Origin of the sequence: Chitinophaga parva (assembly GCF_003071345.1) — a bacterium.
Classification (GTDB): domain Bacteria; phylum Bacteroidota; class Bacteroidia; order Chitinophagales; family Chitinophagaceae; genus Chitinophaga; species Chitinophaga parva.
The window spans coordinates 718401-735209 of record NZ_QCYK01000002.1 but is presented as its reverse complement, the minus strand read 5'-3'; the positions used below and the strand labels follow the sequence as shown (position 1 = coordinate 735209).

At 44.8% G+C, this 16809-nt stretch carries 17 protein-coding genes, 1 other RNA gene and 1 pseudogene; 6 read left to right on the top strand and 13 right to left on the bottom strand.

Annotated elements, in window-relative coordinates; translation table 11 throughout:
* Positions 1 to 30: 30 nt before the first annotated feature.
* Positions 31 to 405, top strand: a complete 375-nt coding sequence (locus tag DCC81_RS13510) for a helix-turn-helix domain-containing protein (RefSeq protein ID WP_108687154.1) — start codon at positions 31 to 33, stop codon at positions 403 to 405.
* Between the two features lie 334 nt (positions 406 to 739).
* Here the strand turns inward: DCC81_RS13510 and DCC81_RS13500 are convergent, their stop codons facing one another.
* Positions 740 to 1096, bottom strand: a complete 357-nt coding sequence (locus DCC81_RS13500; protein WP_108687153.1) for a winged helix-turn-helix transcriptional regulator — start codon at positions 1094 to 1096, stop codon at positions 740 to 742.
* Positions 1097 to 1192: 96 nt separating this feature from the next.
* Here DCC81_RS13500 and DCC81_RS13495 point away from each other — a divergent pair, with 96 nt between their 5' ends.
* Positions 1193 to 1945 carry an SDR family NAD(P)-dependent oxidoreductase gene (locus tag DCC81_RS13495; protein ID WP_108687152.1) on the top strand — a complete coding sequence of 251 codons (753 nt, stop codon included), beginning with the start codon at positions 1193 to 1195 and terminating at the stop codon, positions 1943 to 1945.
* 61 nt (positions 1946 to 2006) lie between these two features.
* On the top strand, positions 2007 to 2765 hold the full coding sequence (locus DCC81_RS13490; RefSeq protein ID WP_108687151.1) for an SDR family NAD(P)-dependent oxidoreductase: 759 nt from the start codon (positions 2007 to 2009) through the stop codon (positions 2763 to 2765).
* A 150-nt stretch (positions 2766 to 2915) separates the two neighbouring features.
* Here DCC81_RS13490 and DCC81_RS13485 read toward each other — a convergent pair whose 3' ends face one another.
* Complete coding sequence (locus DCC81_RS13485; protein WP_240612983.1) at positions 2916 to 3461, bottom strand: Crp/Fnr family transcriptional regulator; 546 nt, start codon at positions 3459 to 3461, stop codon at positions 2916 to 2918.
* 46 nt (positions 3462 to 3507) lie between these two features.
* Positions 3508 to 3855, bottom strand: a complete 348-nt coding sequence (locus tag DCC81_RS13480) for a hypothetical protein (protein WP_108687149.1) — start codon at positions 3853 to 3855, stop codon at positions 3508 to 3510.
* 557 nt (positions 3856 to 4412) lie between these two features.
* On the opposite strand from DCC81_RS13480, the gene DCC81_RS26070 reads away from it, so the two are divergent.
* Positions 4413 to 4610 (top strand): winged helix-turn-helix transcriptional regulator, encoded by a 198-nt coding sequence (locus DCC81_RS26070; protein ID WP_205686328.1) that lies wholly within the window; start codon positions 4413 to 4415, stop codon positions 4608 to 4610.
* Between the two features lie 23 nt (positions 4611 to 4633).
* Here the strand turns inward: DCC81_RS26070 and DCC81_RS13465 are convergent, their stop codons facing one another.
* Positions 4634 to 5878 carry an ROK family transcriptional regulator gene (locus DCC81_RS13465; RefSeq protein ID WP_108687146.1) on the bottom strand — a complete coding sequence of 415 codons (1245 nt, stop codon included), beginning with the start codon at positions 5876 to 5878 and terminating at the stop codon, positions 4634 to 4636.
* A gap of 349 nt (positions 5879 to 6227) precedes the next feature.
* Here DCC81_RS13465 and DCC81_RS13460 point away from each other — a divergent pair, with 349 nt between their 5' ends.
* Complete coding sequence (locus DCC81_RS13460; protein WP_108687145.1) at positions 6228 to 7580, top strand: Gfo/Idh/MocA family protein; 1353 nt, start codon at positions 6228 to 6230, stop codon at positions 7578 to 7580.
* 53 nt (positions 7581 to 7633) lie between these two features.
* Complete coding sequence (locus DCC81_RS13455; protein WP_108687144.1) at positions 7634 to 8335, top strand: 3-keto-disaccharide hydrolase; 702 nt, start codon at positions 7634 to 7636, stop codon at positions 8333 to 8335.
* Between the two features lie 233 nt (positions 8336 to 8568).
* On the opposite strand, the gene DCC81_RS13450 is transcribed toward DCC81_RS13455, so the two are convergent.
* The 9 genes and pseudogenes from DCC81_RS13450 to rseP all read right to left on the bottom strand — a co-directional run bounded on the left by DCC81_RS13450 (position 8569) and on the right by rseP (position 16730).
* Positions 8569 to 10977, bottom strand: a complete 2409-nt coding sequence (locus DCC81_RS13450; protein ID WP_108687143.1) for an MG2 domain-containing protein — start codon at positions 10975 to 10977, stop codon at positions 8569 to 8571.
* Positions 10978 to 11345: 368 nt separating this feature from the next.
* A complete protein-coding gene (locus DCC81_RS13445) occupies positions 11346 to 12062 on the bottom strand; it encodes a DsbA family protein (RefSeq protein ID WP_394337122.1) in 717 nt (238 codons plus the stop codon).
* Positions 12054 to 12266, bottom strand: a pseudogene (locus DCC81_RS26065) (vitamin K epoxide reductase family protein); the annotation flags it as partial. The gene DCC81_RS13445 and the pseudogene DCC81_RS26065, both read right to left, overlap by 9 nt.
* Before the next feature lie 18 nt (positions 12267 to 12284).
* Entirely contained in the window at positions 12285 to 12983 is a 699-nt protein-coding gene (locus DCC81_RS13440) for a hypothetical protein (protein WP_133177658.1), read from the bottom strand.
* Between the two features lie 337 nt (positions 12984 to 13320).
* Positions 13321 to 13467, bottom strand: a complete 147-nt coding sequence (locus DCC81_RS25565; RefSeq protein ID WP_165806568.1) for a hypothetical protein — start codon at positions 13465 to 13467, stop codon at positions 13321 to 13323.
* A gap of 418 nt (positions 13468 to 13885) precedes the next feature.
* A complete protein-coding gene (locus DCC81_RS13435; protein WP_133177657.1) occupies positions 13886 to 14359 on the bottom strand; it encodes a site-specific integrase in 474 nt (157 codons plus the stop codon).
* Between the two features lie 378 nt (positions 14360 to 14737).
* Positions 14738 to 15110: a transfer-messenger RNA gene (gene ssrA, locus DCC81_RS13430) on the bottom strand.
* Positions 15111 to 15147: 37 nt separating this feature from the next.
* Positions 15148 to 15363: a hypothetical protein gene (locus DCC81_RS13425; protein ID WP_108687139.1), complete on the bottom strand. Its 216-nt coding sequence runs from the start codon at positions 15361 to 15363 to the stop codon at positions 15148 to 15150.
* An 8-nt stretch (positions 15364 to 15371) separates the two neighbouring features.
* Positions 15372 to 16730: an RIP metalloprotease RseP gene (rseP, locus tag DCC81_RS13420; protein ID WP_108687138.1), complete on the bottom strand. Its 1359-nt coding sequence runs from the start codon at positions 16728 to 16730 to the stop codon at positions 15372 to 15374.
* Between the last annotated feature and the right edge of the window lie 79 nt (positions 16731 to 16809).

Genomic DNA, 16809 nt, shown 5'->3' with positions numbered 1-16809 from the left:
TTAGCGGTATTTTGCCGAATATTATGAAATATGAAAAACAGAGATGAGAAACGAGGCGCCGAAATAACGAGACAGTATCTTGACCTCTTAGACCGACATATTGATGACGTTATTAGTGGCAGCGTGCCAGAGTTTATGAAACTCAATGAGATTGCCCGTGAACTTGCCATATCGCACAAGCATCTGACCCATATTGTTCAAAAAGAAAAGGGACATCATCCCTGCTATTTCTATGATGCCAAAATCATTGACAAAGCAAAATATCTGCTGGCAGGTACCGATATGGCGATCGCAAAAATTGCCACAACGCTGACATATGATGCTTCCAATTTTTCAAAATTCTTCAAGAAATGGACCGGGGAAACACCGGGTATGTTCAGAACGGCCGCCCAGAAAAAACAGTGAGGTTCACCCTAATGATTCCACTTCTAATGCCCATAAATCCGCATCTGCACCAGGTGGTCTTACTGATATTAAAGACATCGCACCATTAGTTAAATTCCTGGTTGCCGATGGTTGGTGGGTTACCGGCCAGGCCATCTTCGCAAATGGCGGCTATACAACAAGATAGTTGATGCAACGAGACGAAGCATGCTATCTCACTTCAGTCTGTAAAAAGCAATTCCGCTCCTGATAATTATTAATGGCTGTACTTATTAAGATATGCTATCTCCGGTCCATTGTCCACTGCTAAATATGAATGTTAGCATTTCCAACCTAAGAGCCGACCTTGTGCAAATTATTTCCCAATAATTTTCTTACGATGTACAATACCCCAATCCGAGAGGCTGCTGATAATATTCTGTAACGTATTGCCGTGCGCTGTCAACTCATATTGCACCGATATGGGTTGTGTATCTAAAATAGTCCGTTTAATCAACTGGTTCGTTTCCAGTTCTTTTAATTCTTTACTCAGCATCCGGTTGGACACCCCTTCCACATCATTCAAAATATCGGAAAATCTCCGTTTTCCATAACAGCAGATAGACGAGATAATAGCGATCTTCCACTTTCCATTAAGTGCATCCATCGCATCCTGAACAGACCTCATTCTCTTTTTTTGTTCCTCCTGGAACGCTGTGATTTTACAACCCATTGTTACTTAGTTACACCTGTTATACTATTACTTTTCGGCACAAAGTTACTAAAAATAACCTGCGGAATCTACCTTTGCTGCACAAACATTAGAACTATGGATAAATTAAAAAACAAAGTAGCAGTTATTACCGGTGGTAACAGTGGTATAGGATTTGGCATTGCCCAGGAATTTAAAAATGAAGGGGCTAAAGGAGTTATTGTGGGCAGAAACCCGGAAACCTTAGCCGGAGCTGCTGCTCGACTTGGGGCTGAATTTATAGCCATCAATGCGGATGTAACCAGCACCACCGGGCTGGATAGCATGTTTAAGGAAACAGCTGCAAAATTCGGTAAAATAGATGTGATCGTAGCCAACGCGGGTGGTGGAACTATAGGAACAGTGGCAGATATCAGCGAAGCTGACTATGACAAAACGATGGACCTGAACCTGAAAAGTGTATACTTCACTGTTCAGAAAGCCTTGCCTTATATGAATGATGGTGGTTCTATAATTCTTATCGGATCAAACGCAGCGCATCGCGCTTACACCTCATTCGGGCTGTATGGTGCTGCAAAAGCGGCGGTGATCTATTTGGCAAAAGCATTCTCAAACGATCTTTTAGATAGAAAGATCAGAGCAAATGTGATCACACCCGGTACAACAGATACGCCGGCATTTGACAAGTTTGTTCCCGCAGAACAAATTGAAGCTGTAAAAAAACACTATGCAGGTGTAATGCCGATAGGCAGGATCGGGCAACCGTCTGACATTGGTAAAATAGCGGTGTTCCTGGCATCCGATGACGCTTCATTCATGCTCGGTGCGGAACTCCTTGCTGATGGGGGCATGACCTATCTGGCTAAGTAATTGCCGCAACCACCGCACGGGTTTGCAGTGATACCATTTTATAATTAAATTAATTTTCAAGATGAGTAAGTTAGAAAATAAAGTAGCCATAATAACAGGTGCATCAAAAGGAATCGGCGCAGCCATTGCCAAACACTTTGCTGCCGCAGGTGCAAAGATTGTTGTTAATTATGCTTCCAGTAAAGAGGATGCAGATAAGGTCGTAAAAGCCATCACCGATAATGGTGGTACAGCCATCTCAGTACAAGCCGATGTATCAAAAGAAGCTGATGTGATCAGGCTGGCTGAAGAAACAAAAAAAGCCTTCGGCACCCTGGATATCCTGGTTAATAACGCGGTTGCACAGGGATACGCCCCTATAGAACAAATATCAGCAGACGCCTTTTACCAGAGTTACAGCGTTAATGTGCTAGGTCCTATACTCACTATACAAGCAGCATTGAAATTGTTTGGGGATAAAGGCGGCAACATTATCAATATCAGCTCGGGTGCAAGCAAATATCCTCTTCCAGGCGCCTCATTGTACTCATCAACTAAAGCGGCATTAGACGCCTTCACGATCGCTTTATCAAAGGAACTCGGTGGCAGGAACATTCGTATCAATTCCATATTGCCGGGTGCTACTGATACGGAGGGCGCCCGTAGTGCAGGGGTCACTGAAGGCAGCGACTATGAAAAAATGTTCATCGCCAACACGCCGCTTGGGCGCAGAGGCCGGCCTGAAGATATTGCCAAAGCTGCGGTATTTCTGGCTTCTGATGATGCAGGCTGGATCACCGGCGAGCAGATTTCCGTGTCTGGTGGTATGTATGGCTTCTAATAATTTATAGCAATGAACTAGCCGGTTTGTAAAATATAGCCGGTACATTATTGAAATTACAAGTGATAGTCGATTGCTATTTGAATAAAAAAAGCCGTCCTTTTTGAAGTGCCCCCAAAAGTGTCTAACTTTTTGGGGGCACTTCAAAAGTCACAACCGCTTTTCTTTTCGCATCATGCTAAGAAAAGCCGGCGTGATGCCCAGGTAAGTAGCAATGTGTTTTTGTGCAATGCGGCTTTCCAGCCCCGGGTAAAGTTTCCGGAATCCGAGGTAGCGTTCCTCCGCCGTTTGGGATAGGTTGGATGTGATGCGCTGCTGGTACAGGTCAAAGCCATTTTGTGAGAGGATACGGAAGAAGCGTTCAAATTTTGGCACCTCAAAAAACAGCTCTTCCAGCTGCGATAATGACATATAGTATACCTCGCTGTCTTCCAGTGCCTGTATGGCGTTAACTGCCGGCTTTTCCTTAAAGAAGCTCACGATATCACAGGCCCACCAGTTTTCGGGATAAAAACAGATGTTGTGCTCCATGCCTTCCTTGTCAGTATAAAACATGCGCAGGCAGCCCCGGTTTACAAAATAAATATGCCGGTCAATGCCCCCGGGTTGCAGCAGGAAGGTACGTTTGGACACCATTTTCTGCTGCAATAACGCAAGCACTTTCTCCTGTTCACCAGGAGAAAGTGCTATGTGCATACCAAAATTTGACAGAATTAACCGGTGCATAGGCCAAGATAAGCATTTATAGCTCAAACGGCGTGGTCATATACAAATGCAGGGTGTCTGTTGCTGCCAGGCGGTACGGATCGGCAATGTCGCGATAGACATCGCTTTCTGCAATTGTTTTAAATGCGCTGGCGCTGGGGTATTCTACCAGTAAAATTGCATCCCAGGCTTCGCTTTCCGGCGCGAGTATGCTGGCTGCTACGTTGCATGCCAACCTGATTTTCACATCATTAATGCCTAATTTTTCAGTAGCCTTCCGAAAGGCCGGAAGATATGTTTCAAAGTAATACTTCCGGTCTTTAAATTTCAGCATGTTGAGCATGAGTACAGGACCTTGCACTTCTTCAAATTCAGGTAATTTCATGGTGTTGTTTTATGATGATTAAAAAAGCCAATCATTCCTCCACATTTTCTATGTTTTCCATGCAGCAAAGGTCGCCGGCGGGCGCCGGAAAAAAGTTCAACTGGTTGAAGATTTTAAAATAGTAATTAAGAGAAGCGTCGTGTTTCTGGCAAACCAGTGTTCCTTCCAGGTGAGCGGAGGTTCTCCGGAGGGTGTGGTAGCAGAAGCGTAGCAAACACAGAACCATGTTTTCTTCGTACTGGAGAGTATCAATTTCAGCGGGGTCAATTGTTTCATGCGTCTGTTGCTGGTGAACCAACATCCCAACGAGGATTACCTGACAGGGCCCATATTGGTAAAATAGGATCCTTATGAGAGCAAATCCTATAATTTATATCCCTGCTATATTACTTCCTTTCCTGTTCTGGCCAGTGGTACGGAACGCGAGACCGTTTTGGTTTCCAGGGCCGCTAACATCAGGGATGAAAACATGATTACCCTGCATATAGGCGACAGGTTGGGAAAAATACAACTGGAGCTGCCCATTTCCGGTGTATTGTACAACCAGCAGCTAAATATTGAAAGAAGCGAAAAAGAGTAAACTGTGCTTAGCGGCAAAGCCTCACCAAAAATCGAAACCTGTGGCTCCGCCGTTTGTAACCTATCGTTTGTCCGTACCAGGCAAGCGGCTGCGGCCCATTATTGATGCAATGGCTAACTGGGCTTTCCAGGATATGAAAGCGGCGGCACGCCTGAAAAGTAAACAGGCTACCTGACTGGTACATACAGCCGGGCTGTTTTACTCCTTCAGTAATGTTTCAAAAAACTGGTCAATGCTTTCTATTGCACAACCAAGCAGATTGGCAGATTCACCCAACTCGGAAGAAACAATCTGTGCTTTTTCACGTATCTGGGTCATGCAATACGTATTAATTGCCTGCAACATGGGTATGGTAATATATTGCTTAGCTGCAGCAATTCTTCCTTCCAAAATAACCAACTCGGGGTTGAAAATTTGAATTAGCGTAGAAATGCCTTTACCCATACTGGAACCTATATTGGATAAGAGCCTGATGGCATACAGATCTCCCTTGTTTGCCGCTTCAACAATTAGTCTTGGTTCTATTTTATCAATCTCTTTGTTGCTCAATTCACTTAAAATAGAATGCTGTCCCGATTCAATGCCAACCTTTGCCATCTTTGCCAAAGCAATTCCGGACGCAACTGTTTCAAGGCATCCATGCTTGCCGCAATAACATAGGTCTCCATTATCGGCAAAGGGTATATGCCCTATTTCTCCTGAGAAGCCCGACGTTCCTTTCCTTACCTTGCCATCCATTATAATTCCAAGGCCTACACCCCAATCCATTAAAAGTACCAGCACATTTTTCTTCCCTTTTGCTTTGCCGCATCTTAATTCACTGAGTGCGGCAGTCTTTACATCATTTTCTATACTTACCGGTACACCAAAAAAAGATTTGCAATAATCTGCCAAAGCTTCCTGGTCGTTATTGCCAACCAGGTGACTAAGGTTTTCACCGGTTGCTGAATTAACCAGGCCAGGCATGCTTATACACACATGCACCAATTTGTTTTTGGGAATGCCGGTTGAAGCAATTAGTTTTTGGGCCTGTTTCAGAATATTTTCCAAATTTTCCCTGTTCTCGGGAAGTATATAGGGTATGGAAACCTTATTTCCCTGCAATGTCAATGTATTATCAAAGACGGCGATATGCGTCATAAACAATTCAATGTCTATGCATAGCACGAAGAATGATTTTGGCACCAGGCCAACCAAATCTGGTCTGCGGCCGCCAAATGAATCTCCTACACCTTTTTTTTCGATCCATCCGGCATTGGATAGCTCAGCTAATAGTTTCAATACAGTGGGAGCGCTTAAGCCCACTTCTTTACAAATATTGGGCGTAGAGGCCTTTTCCGATTCGAACAAATATTTTAAAATCTGGATTTTATTCAATCCATTTTTCCCTTCTCTTTTCAAGTTCTCCAGGGGCGGTTTGTTGTACGGACTTTGTTTGGGCATGAAGGATTCCGGTTTAGTTCAATGGCATAGTGCCACTTGCAGCGATAAACTTATAAAAATAAATAATTAAACAAAATCAAAGTTACATTAAAATTTTATAGAAGTTGGTTAATTGAAGCATTTTTTAATTGATTTATGATTTTTATTAAAAAATTAACTATGTTTATTTAGTTATTATAAAAAATACTAAAACTGCCGATGTATCTAAAACATTTTAGTTATCACCTATTCCACAGAATGTACTTGGAGCAGAAACCAAGCTGGAGCAAAACAAAGACTGGGACGGAACTTTTGACCCGACAATTCATTAATATTTTCAAACGATTTTATATATAAAAAAATCAAAAAAATGAATAAGGACTACTCCGCCCGTAGAGAATTTTTAAAAAAACTCGGGCTTTCTTCAGGTGCTTTAATCGCCGGAAAATATGCGGAAGCCTTTGCCCGCAGCAATAGCGACAGCTACATTATCCGGTTGGGCAAACAACAACGTATCTCTTCCGGCGACAATCTGCAAATTGCTTTAATCGGCGCAGGTGGAATGGGTTCAAGTGATACCGATACTGCGTTGCAGGTGCCAGGGGTAAAGCTGGTGGCTGTATGTGATTTGTACACAGGCAGGCTCGAAGCGGCAAAGAAAAAATGGGGGAACGATATCTTTACAACAAAACATTATAAAGACATTCTTGACCGTAAGGATATTGATGCAGTGATTATAGCTACTCCCGATCACTGGCATAAACAAATTTCAATCGATGCGCTTGGCGCGGGCAAGCATGTTTATTGTGAAAAGCCCATGGTTCATTCCGTAGATGAAGGTCCTGCTGTTATTGCAGCCCAAAAAAGTTCAGGAAAAATATTCCAGGTAGGCAGCCAGGGCGTATCATCGCTAGGCAATGAAAAAGCCAAACAATTGCTCAAGGAGGGCGCTATTGGCGAGCTCAATTATGCAGAGGGTTTCTGGGCAAGGCGCGATCCTGTTTCTGTTTGGCAGTACCCTATCCCGGATGATGCGTCTGAACAAACCGTTAGTTGGGAAACGTATATCAGCAATACTGTAAAAAGGCCTTTTGATAAAAATCGTTTCTTCCGCTGGCGCAATTATACCGATTATGGAACAGGCATGGCGGGAGATTTGTTTGTACATCTTTTCTCCAGCCTGCATTTTATTACAAGTTCGCTTGGGCCGGAACGCATTTACTCAACTGGCGGCCTACGTTTTTGGAATGATGGCCGTGAAGTTCCCGATGTATTGCTTGGCTCTTTCGATTATCCTAAAACGCCGGTACACCCCGCTTTCAACTTGTCATTGCGTTGCAACTTTGTAGATGGCACAAGCGGTACCACTTATTTAAAGATGGTTGGCAGTGAAGGCTCCATGGATATAACCTGGGACGATGTAGTATTAAAAAGAAACAGTGCTCATGAAGAAGATCCATTCTTAAAAACAAAAGGAAAACAGGGTGATGCAAGAAAAAAAATACTGCCGCCTAATTCGATTACTTACAAGGCGGAAGAAGGTTACAAGGGCGGCCCGTATGACCATATGTTCAATTTCTTTTCCGCTATCCGAAATAATGGGGAAGTAGTCGAAGACGCCGTATTCGGTTACCGGGCAGCTGCTCCCGCACTGCTTTGTAATGATAGCTATCATCAAAAAACGGCTATTTCCTGGAACCCGGAAGCAATGAAAAAAGTTTAGTTCGAAAGGATAGATGTCTCAAAATAAACTAAAAAGCACTTCAAAAAACTAAAATGAAAAAATCAATCTTAACGCTTGCAACGCTTGCATTTTGTTTCTCCCTTTCCTGTTCATTTGCCCAAAAAAGCGGGAAGGGGAAATGGATTACGCTTTTTGATGGCAAAACGCTACAGGGCTGGCATGGTTATAACAAGGGTGGTGACCCGGTAAAAAACTGGAAAATAATTGATGGGGCGCTTGTCTGCCTTGGCGCTGCACCGGACGCGTCAGGTGGCGACTTGGTAACAGATGGTCAGTACGACAATTTTATTTTAGAATGGGATTGGAAGGTAGATAAGGGAAGTAACAGTGGCGTAATGTACCATGTGGTGGAGAATAAAAAGTACCATGCCCCTTACGAAACCGGCCCTGAATACCAAATAATCGATGATGTTAATTTTCCTGAAAAGTTAGAAGAGTGGCAAAAGACCGGTGCCGATTACGCTATGCACCTTGCAGGAGCAAATAAAAAATTAAAACCTGTAGGTGAATGGAATTCAAGTAAAATTGTTTTTGACCATGGGCGTGTAGAACATTGGCTGAACGGAGAAAAAATTGTTGCTTTTACTGCATGGGATAAGGATTGGAACGATAAAAAATCAAACGGGAAATGGAAAGGTTACCCTGATTATGGTGTAGCTAAAAAAGGCTTTATTGCCCTGCAGGATCATGGAAACAAAGCCTATTATAAAAATATCAGGATAAAAGAATTATAGGTATCGTGTTATCCAATAAGCTCGCCAGGATTCAACCAATTTGCCTGGTTCGGGGCTGTCTCAGACTTCGAGACAGCCCTTTTTTATTTCAGGTACCTGATGGAGAAAATTTTCATACAGGCGATTCTCAGAGCCTTCATTTTACTTATGAGATTTCCCCGTCTACCGGTATGGAAGGGCGGCATATCTAATACTGTAAGATGACGTTATCATACATGCGTTCCAACATTTGGCTATTTGACGGGAGAAATCATGCGCTCTACCCGGCCCAGTTTTCCGTTTACATCCATACCTTCCACTACGATCCGGAAAACATGTGTAAAGTCGTTGTTAAAGAATTTAATCCGGATAGTTTTCTGACGGGCATTCGTCAGCACCACGGGCGCCCAATAAAGCGTAAGCCTGGTATCGGGATCCTTAGTCAACGTATCTGATTGTGTATAATCCGGTGCATAGAATTCCTTGAGATTGTCATAACCATGAACTGTCAAAAAAGGGAGGCTGTCAGTAGCTTGTTCTTCCAGCTCACTGCCTTTCTTGGTGTATATTACAATGGCCGACCCGTTCAACGGAGCGCCAACAAACGGAGCTGGAAAGGCTTTAATATAGGCAATATCCATCATAGGGACTCCTTCAGCGTCCGCGCCAGGCATTTCATCCACGAACAAGGTGGCGTAGTTGATAACCGTAGAGCGGTCGCGGGCAAAGTAGACACCACCGCCATCTGCAACCAGGCCGGGAATATGGGCCTGCAGATAGCTGAAAATATTCAGATAACCAATGGCGGACTTGTCGTGGCTTACATCCAGCGCATAGACATTCATGGCGCCGCTACCTTTAAAAAGCTGGTTCTTGACATAAAAGTCATCCATTTGCTCCAGTTTCGTTTTCTTGTGCGTCTTCACGGTAATGCCCGTTAACAAATGACCGGAGGCCATGCCGCTAGTCTTGAACAGTTGATAATCTGCTGCCAGCTGACCGTTAATATCGGCCGAAAAAGGAAAATGGCTTTGCAATAATTCCCCGATATCGCTGGCCTTCATCCGGGCATCTTCCGGTTGTGCCAAGACCAATGCTGTATTGGACTGGCTCTGTTTATTGCCGGGTATTTTATAATATAATTTCGTGCTGTCAAACAGAAATACCTGGGGTAGATTAAAGTGTCCTTGTTCATCCAATGGTACAAGCATAGATTGGGTAACCCCATCGATGTGCTTTAATACAAAGAAAATGCTTTTCAGGCCCTTTATGTGGCTTGCACGCAGTTGTTGCAAGCTGCCAGACAACGTCAAGTAGGTGCTGTCAATGTTATTTCCCGGATCTGCATGCCCCGCCGGATGTTTGTACCTTCGCCATCCGTGGGTAAGCATTACCAGATCCAGCCGGGCCGCGGATACCGCTGAATCACCCTGGAAATAGGATGCCGCATTATATACTGTTCCCCTGAGCTCTCCTGCCAGCAAAAGGTCTGAAAAAATACTGCAAGCGCGGGCGCTGTCCTGCCCCAAGGTCCCGTCTGTAATCGCAACGGACAAGTTGGCGACATTGCTGTCCGGAAGTGTCAGTAACATCTCGTTCATTCCCCGTTTTAAATAATTAGTTTGCTCCATCGCTAACTGAATAGCAAAGGTGTCTGCCGCCATGTGATCGATAAAACTTAATCGTTCAGCCAATGGCTGCCAACTGGCAGAATAAACGGTGATTACCATTCCTCCACTTCTAAGGTCTTCCGTTGGAATAAGCCCGGTAATGGCACTTCCGCCGCTCATACTTGCTGTGGCCTTATATATGACACCGCCCTGAAAGGTTGCTATCACATGTACAACCTGCAAATCCGATGGAATACTTAAGGAAGGTGTAATCGTAAAAGCTTTGCCATTTGCACTATCGAAAACATGTAGCCCGATGCCGATTGACTGAATTGCTGGTAAGGCTGTTACTAGCTCCGATCCATTAGGCGTATGCCAGACAGCCGTATAAGAAGCGCCCTCGTGAGGTGTAAACATAAAATCACCCATTCCTTGATGCTGCGTTTCAAAACGCGCCACCTGATCACCACTATCATTGCGGATGTAGCCGCTGCCAGCAAGCGGTATGCCGCCCTTACCGGTCGCTATAAAAGCAACCGTAGCTGGCACCCCGTTAATCATCTCTCCTCCTTCCGGGAAAAAATCAATCCGGGCCGGGCCGGTCAAAACCGAACGTTGTGCCGGAACATCCTCCTGCAAAATAGGGACGCTATGCTGATAACTTGAGGCTACGTCCTGATGCAGCAACCGTTTGGTATAAGCAATAACATGCAGCCCTCCATACCGATAAGCAGCCGGGATGCTGAAATGGCCGGCCGTTATGCCACTTTCTGATATCGGCAATATCAAATGCTTTATAACCGCGCCACTGTCATCTACCATTTCTACGTATAGGTTTCTGCTCAGGATGCGAGACCGTCCCTGTTGCCGTAGGTACACTTTAAACCACATCATTTCACCTGGGGCATAGACTGCCCTATCAAAGTGAAAATGTATGGCTTCCAATGGTTGGGCAGGTTGGGGCAACGTATCTACAGACTCGCCTTTTGCATATGTGGCAAAGCAAACATCACAACTGGACAAAAACAGTAAAATAAATACGATTTTATACATAGCTAGTGGCGCGGGTTTAAATTGGAAATTCGGACCTGCTGATTATTGCGGCGAGATTATCACCGACGTACAGTCAGAATGCGATGTAATGACCGCTCCAATTGGTATCGATCCAAGGCAATTACAGTTACCTAAGTCATCATTCCCACACTGGCCAACACCATTGCCTGTCTTGGTGGTAATGGACATTGGAGACGATGAAGTGTACTTATAAGTGCACAATACGCCTATGGCATCTGCAGGGCAACCCGTACCAGTGGCGGCCCCAGCTACAATTCTACGCAACTACTCTTTGGATAAGGCCTGAAAATCATCGAAATTTAGATTCAATTTTCTCATTGTATGAAATTTTGGGTGAAAAAGACTCGTTATTCGAGCAGGTACTTCAGGTCGGCGAGAACGTATGTCTCCGGAAGTTGGTGACCATTTAAAAAGAAAGTAGGGGTATGAGTTATCTTCATTGACTTGCACCACGCATTCATTTTCCTGATATTTTCATGCTGTAGCGCAGGATCGCTCTGTAGCGGAAACCTGGAGGCAAAATCTTTATACGCTTTGCGGGGATTTTGGTACCAGGTATGTAGTGCATCCTGTACCGTAGCGCTTTTGTAATCTGCTTGCAAAGCCAGGAAATGTGCCACCGGCGTGGTTTTAGGATCTTCCAACTCGCCACTGGCAGTAAATATTACCTGTAACGCGATATCTGGACATTCTGCCAACAGCGTTTCAACCTGGGGATGCACCTTTGCACAGGGATCACAATAAGGATTACACACTTTCAACAAAGTATGCTTAGCCGTTGCACTGCCCAGCCGGACACCCAAATTTCCCACACCGGCTATCACCGGCTTGCCGGCAGATAGTAATACATTAAAAACGGCAGTATTATATTTAAACGCTTTGTAACGCAACTTATAGTCCTGCAGCGCGCTTACCTGCTTCGAAAATGAGACGAAAATGCTGATGCTGACAAAGAACAAAAGGAATGGCGCAAATAGCCGCACCAACCACCCGGCATCAAAAGCGAATATCCAACTGATATCAAGCCATCCACCAATTAGCGCGTTTATAAAAAGCAATACCATGATCAACTGAACGGAAAGACACAATACACACCATTGCTTTATCACGCGTCCCTGGTAATATAGCGAATAAAAAACATACAACAGAGCGCAGGCATTGGAGCAACCCAGCATCGAAAGCTGCGTCTCAGCAGCTGAACCATATATCAATAACGTAACGAGGCCTCCCCAGTAGTAAGCCGCGCCAATCACGCTCCAATGTATCCCGAAAACTGTTGCACCTGCTTAATGTAGTACTGATGCACAGTTCATCTTTGTACCGTATGCGCACAGTTGTTCCAGCGTAGGGTTATCCCCATCTATTTGATGCAGTAGCAGCAAGGAACAAATAAAAGCGCCCATAGCATACAACACCACATATATTCCAAATGCAAGATTGTGGCGTCCTCCCCGGTACATCACAAAAACATCTACCAATAGGGCAGTTGACAACAACCCCATCCCAAGGAATAGCGCCAAACTACGCCCCGGCAGCGGGATGTGCGAGGTGGCGGCTGCAACTGCCTGCGGTTTATCTGCAGTTTCTATTAGTAGCGTAGCACCGTTCGTTCCCACCCAAAAAACGCTTGCGGGTACGGTGCGCTTCCGATGCGTAGTTGGATGTATGTAACTTACCTTGCCCTTATCATTTGCGATGACCAGCACAAATAAATCTCTATTCTCCACGCGTTGCAACATGATAAAAGGTGCCGGTAGCTGTCCCAGCTGCTCCTGCTTTACCACCAACCCTGTGGTGGCGATGCCCAATGCATTTAACACCTCGCTAACAGCCAGCATGCTGTCGGAATAAGGATGTTCATTCAGTACCTTTCTCACAAAATTTAAGGTAAATGGGACCTTCAGTGCCTCGCAAACGTGAACAACAATTGTTTCACAATTCTTCAATGGGTCAAGCAAATGCTTTAACGAATGAACAAGCTTCATCAAAGTTAGTTTTTGGGATATTCCAAACGGGGGAAGTTGTGCTATCTGGATCAGCACGTAACCAAATAAAAGTAGCGGTTAGACACATCACCTGCATCAGTCAAACGTTTGCGCAAAATTGTTAATTCCAGGATTGGCTAACATGACACACCGATTTAATGATGCTCTTCGCGAAATGACTATTTAAGTTAATAACTATCCTTAATGATATCGTTGTCGCCTAGAAGGCACGGTGCACACCCGTGATGGTATGTTCTCTTTAAATTTCCTATCTCTACAGCTATAATTGGAAAGATTGCCTTTTGTTCTTCGGAAATAGGACGATGTTGTCAATCAGCTAAAAACAATTAAACAGTTTCCGAGCGGCCTTTATACCTTCCGTGTATTCCAGGCCATAGTTATGCCGGTAAAGGTCCGCGCCACCTATAAAATGGGTCAGCTGATCGTTTGCAAAACAGTAATCCTGGATGAGATGCTTTTTCATAAGAAAGTGGTTTGAAGTGAGGAATAGTTTTCACCTCACTCCGGCCACTGGCGACCAAGGCCAATACTGACGGCATATAAATACGTGGCGGCCAACGCTGGCCCACCCCTACCATCAGTGCAGGATATCCCCCTGCCCACTTCCCGATGCTTTATGCTGCCGGCTTGTTGGCCGCCCAGAGCCTGGGGCCGAATTTTGTGTAAAACTGCGACTCCTCTGTAAGTCCCAAAGACCGTTTTTCACTACATCCGAAGAAAATAGATTGCTTCCTGGGGTTCTTTTATCGTTCATTTTAAGATAGCCGAAAACACCAATGCCAATAATAGCGGCAACTATGGTAATTGCAATCCAGCTTTTGTTCTTGCGGGTTTCTGGGTAAGGGGCGTATGTTTTGTTAAAGTATGCTTTAGTAATTCTGTTAAATCATCTGCGTATAGCCGTTATCAACATAGGCCAGACCTGTATAACACTGGAATAAGAAGACATTTTTCACAGCATCTAACCTTTCGTTGTCAAAAACTTTATTTTCAATTTTTGCCAATTCATTTTCAGTTAAGAAAATTGTCTGTGTAGCCTTTATGGTTATTTTATGCCCCATGAATGGATTATCCTCTATCCATTGGTTACTGATCGCAGAATTGATAATCCTTTTTAAATTTTTCACATACTTGGCAGCGCTGTTGTGGTTGCACTTGCGATAAGTTTTAAGATGGTGTTCAAAATCTATCAAAAATTTGTTTGATAGGTTGTAAATTAAGAAGTCATTTTGTGAGAGCTTTACTTGAAGAAACTCCTTAACTAAGTTTTCTAAGGTCAAAAAACGCTTATAGGTAGCCAAGGCATAGTCCTTTCCAATCAAATCATGCATCAGGGTATTGTGTTCTTTTATCATCCCCATTAGGTTTTTAAACTCCACATCATTGCCTAGCATCCTATTTTTCGACATTTCTGCGGAAAACTCGATTCCCTTTTCTAAACAGTCCTTTACGGTAGTATTAAAGGCAGTACTGTATTCATGAAGTTTTTAGATTGCCAACTTCATATTCAGGGTCCTTTTTGCCCTATTTCCTGCCGATTTGCCTGCCAGTTGACCGCCGAGATATAAATGCCAGTTGATAACTGAACTACGTCCTCCCCAATTGAAAGACGCATATAGATGGGCACTTTCCAGGTCTACAAACGAAAAAAGGGCTGCTGCATAGACGCAACAACCCTAATAAGGTGGTTATGAACAATTTTAAATATTCATAACTAGCTGAAAATAAGTATAAAGTGGAGCTGGCGGGAATCGAACCCGCGTCCAAACATATCCTCCAAAAGCTTTCTACATGCTTATTTCCGCATTAGTTTGTCGGAACCGTGCCAGGGGCAGAACAAACCAGCCCGGTCCTTATCCGTTTGAGTTTCAGCTTTCACTCACAGAAACCATGAAAACCTATCCTATTGTGGGTTTGATTCGGCGGCGGGAGACGCATAAGGCCACATCATCCGGCGGCTATAATGGGTACCTAATTTAATTAGGCAGCCATGGCAAAGTTAGATTCGCCATTTAGAGTTTGGGTATTCAGATTTACGTGCTAATTATCCAACGCACGGCATGCTTACACTTTCAAAGACCTATGCTGTCAAAACCAGGCAGCCCCAATTTTTTCAGGACACCAAAAATACGAAATATTCCCGTCATAACAAAGAAATGACCGGCATACCATCGTAAACGCTGAAAGACCCCTTGAAAGAAATGACCGGCATTCCGTCGTAAACGTTAAAAAGCCACCAAAAAGAAATGACCGCATACCACCAGCCATTCCCCACCATAAACGTTAAAAAGCTCAAAATACCCCCCTCACAAAAAGAAATGGCCGGCACACGGCCGGCCATTTCATCAATACGCTCCAAATTCCACCCTAATGCCGGGTGATCAGTTTATAAATATCATTACCATTCGCAAACAACAACAGCCCCAGCAGGATGATCATCCCCACGTATTGTGCATACTCCATGAACTTCTCCCCGGGCTTGCGGCCGGTGATCACTTCATACAACAGGAAAAGCACGTGCCCCCCATCCAGTGCCGGGATAGGCAAGATGTTCATAAACGCCAGGATAATGCTTAGGAAGGCCGTCATCTGCCAGAAAGAGGCCCAGTCCCACACCGGCGGGAACAGGCTGCCAATGGTCACAAAACCACCCACAGATTCTGTAGGTTTAATACCCTTGGCTACGAAGATCAGTTTCAGCTGCAACACATAATTGTTCAGCGAAGTACCCACCTTGCGCACACCGGCCGGCAGCGATTCAAAGAAAGAATAAGCAATATGTTTGGGCTGGAAGTACTCCTTCATCAACGTAGTATCCATGGGCGATGCAAAGCCAATGCCCATCTTGCCGGTGCTATCCAGCTGCACGGGCACCTGCAGGGCCTGGCCATTACGCAGCAAGCCCACGGTAACCGTTTCCGGTTTTTTATTATACAGCTTCATCGTATCCAGCAAATCACCCACAAATGCAGTGGTGGCACCATTTACAGACATTACACGATCGCCCACCTTCAGGCCGGCTGCCCTTGCGGGAGACTGCTCACCAAAGGTATCTATCACGGCGGGGGTACGGGGCAGCAGGATCGTGGCTTTGTTTGCCACCACCTGGCCCACAAAGGTGTCCGGTACGTTGATCTCTACCTGCTCACTGCCACGCTGTACCTGGATGGTCTTGGCCTGGTGCAGCACTACATATCCGCCCACGCGGCTAAAGTCTTCTATCACTTTATGATCCACGCTCAGGATCTGGTCCCCGTCGCGCAGGCCTATGCTGCGGGTCAGGGAATCCGTCTGGATGCCGAAAGTAACTTTATCATGTGGCAGCACATCTTCGCCCCAGTGCCACAGCATCATGGCGTAGATGAGGAAAGCCAGGATCACGTTCACCGTTACCCCGCCTATCATTACAATGAGGCGTTGCCAGGCCGGCTTGGAGCGGAACTCCCAGGGCTGGGGCGGCAAGGCCATCTGCTCCTTGTCCATGCTCTCATCTATCATACCGGCAATTTTCACATAGCCACCCAGGGGCAGCCAGCCAATGCCGTATTCCGTATCGCCTTTTTTGTATTTGAACAGGGAAAACCAGGGGTCAAAGAACAGGTAGAACTTCTCCACTTTGATCTTGAACAGCCGGGCAGGGATAAAGTGGCCCAACTCATGGAATACCACCAGGATAGACAAGGATAAGATTAACTGTCCAGCCTTAATTAAGATCTCTTGACTCATTTAATTGTTGCGGTTACTACGCGTTTTAAAGGTTTGGAACGGAAAAATATCCGTTTTTTCTTATATAACCGGGGATTGC

Excerpts from the sequence above, each read along its gene's own strand:
- DCC81_RS13510 (WP_108687154.1), top strand. The coding sequence starts at position 31 with ATGAAAAACAGAGATGAGAAACGAGGCGCCGAAATAACGAGACAGTAT.
- DCC81_RS13500 (WP_108687153.1), bottom strand. The coding sequence starts at position 1,096 with ATGGGTTGTAAAATCACAGCGTTCCAGGAGGAACAAAAAAAGAGAATG.
- DCC81_RS13495 (WP_108687152.1), top strand. The coding sequence starts at position 1,193 with ATGGATAAATTAAAAAACAAAGTAGCAGTTATTACCGGTGGTAACAGT.
- DCC81_RS13490 (WP_108687151.1), top strand. The coding sequence starts at position 2,007 with ATGAGTAAGTTAGAAAATAAAGTAGCCATAATAACAGGTGCATCAAAA.
- DCC81_RS13485 (WP_240612983.1), bottom strand. The coding sequence starts at position 3,461 with ATGCACATAGCACTTTCTCCTGGTGAACAGGAGAAAGTGCTTGCGTTA.
- DCC81_RS13480 (WP_108687149.1), bottom strand. The coding sequence starts at position 3,855 with ATGAAATTACCTGAATTTGAAGAAGTGCAAGGTCCTGTACTCATGCTC.
- DCC81_RS13465 (WP_108687146.1), bottom strand. The coding sequence starts at position 5,878 with ATGCCCAAACAAAGTCCGTACAACAAACCGCCCCTGGAGAACTTGAAA.
- DCC81_RS13460 (WP_108687145.1), top strand. The coding sequence starts at position 6,228 with ATGAATAAGGACTACTCCGCCCGTAGAGAATTTTTAAAAAAACTCGGG.
- DCC81_RS13455 (WP_108687144.1), top strand. The coding sequence starts at position 7,634 with ATGAAAAAATCAATCTTAACGCTTGCAACGCTTGCATTTTGTTTCTCC.
- DCC81_RS13450 (WP_108687143.1), bottom strand. The coding sequence starts at position 10,977 with ATGTATAAAATCGTATTTATTTTACTGTTTTTGTCCAGTTGTGATGTT.
- DCC81_RS13445 (WP_394337122.1), bottom strand. The coding sequence starts at position 12,062 with ATGGTATTGCTTTTTATAAACGCGCTAATTGGTGGATGGCTTGATATC.
- DCC81_RS13440 (WP_133177658.1), bottom strand. The coding sequence starts at position 12,983 with ATGAAGCTTGTTCATTCGTTAAAGCATTTGCTTGACCCATTGAAGAAT.
- DCC81_RS25565 (WP_165806568.1), bottom strand. The coding sequence starts at position 13,467 with ATGAAAAAGCATCTCATCCAGGATTACTGTTTTGCAAACGATCAGCTG.
- DCC81_RS13435 (WP_133177657.1), bottom strand. The coding sequence starts at position 14,359 with ATGATAAAAGAACACAATACCCTGATGCATGATTTGATTGGAAAGGAC.
- rseP (WP_108687138.1), bottom strand. The coding sequence starts at position 16,730 with ATGAGTCAAGAGATCTTAATTAAGGCTGGACAGTTAATCTTATCCTTG.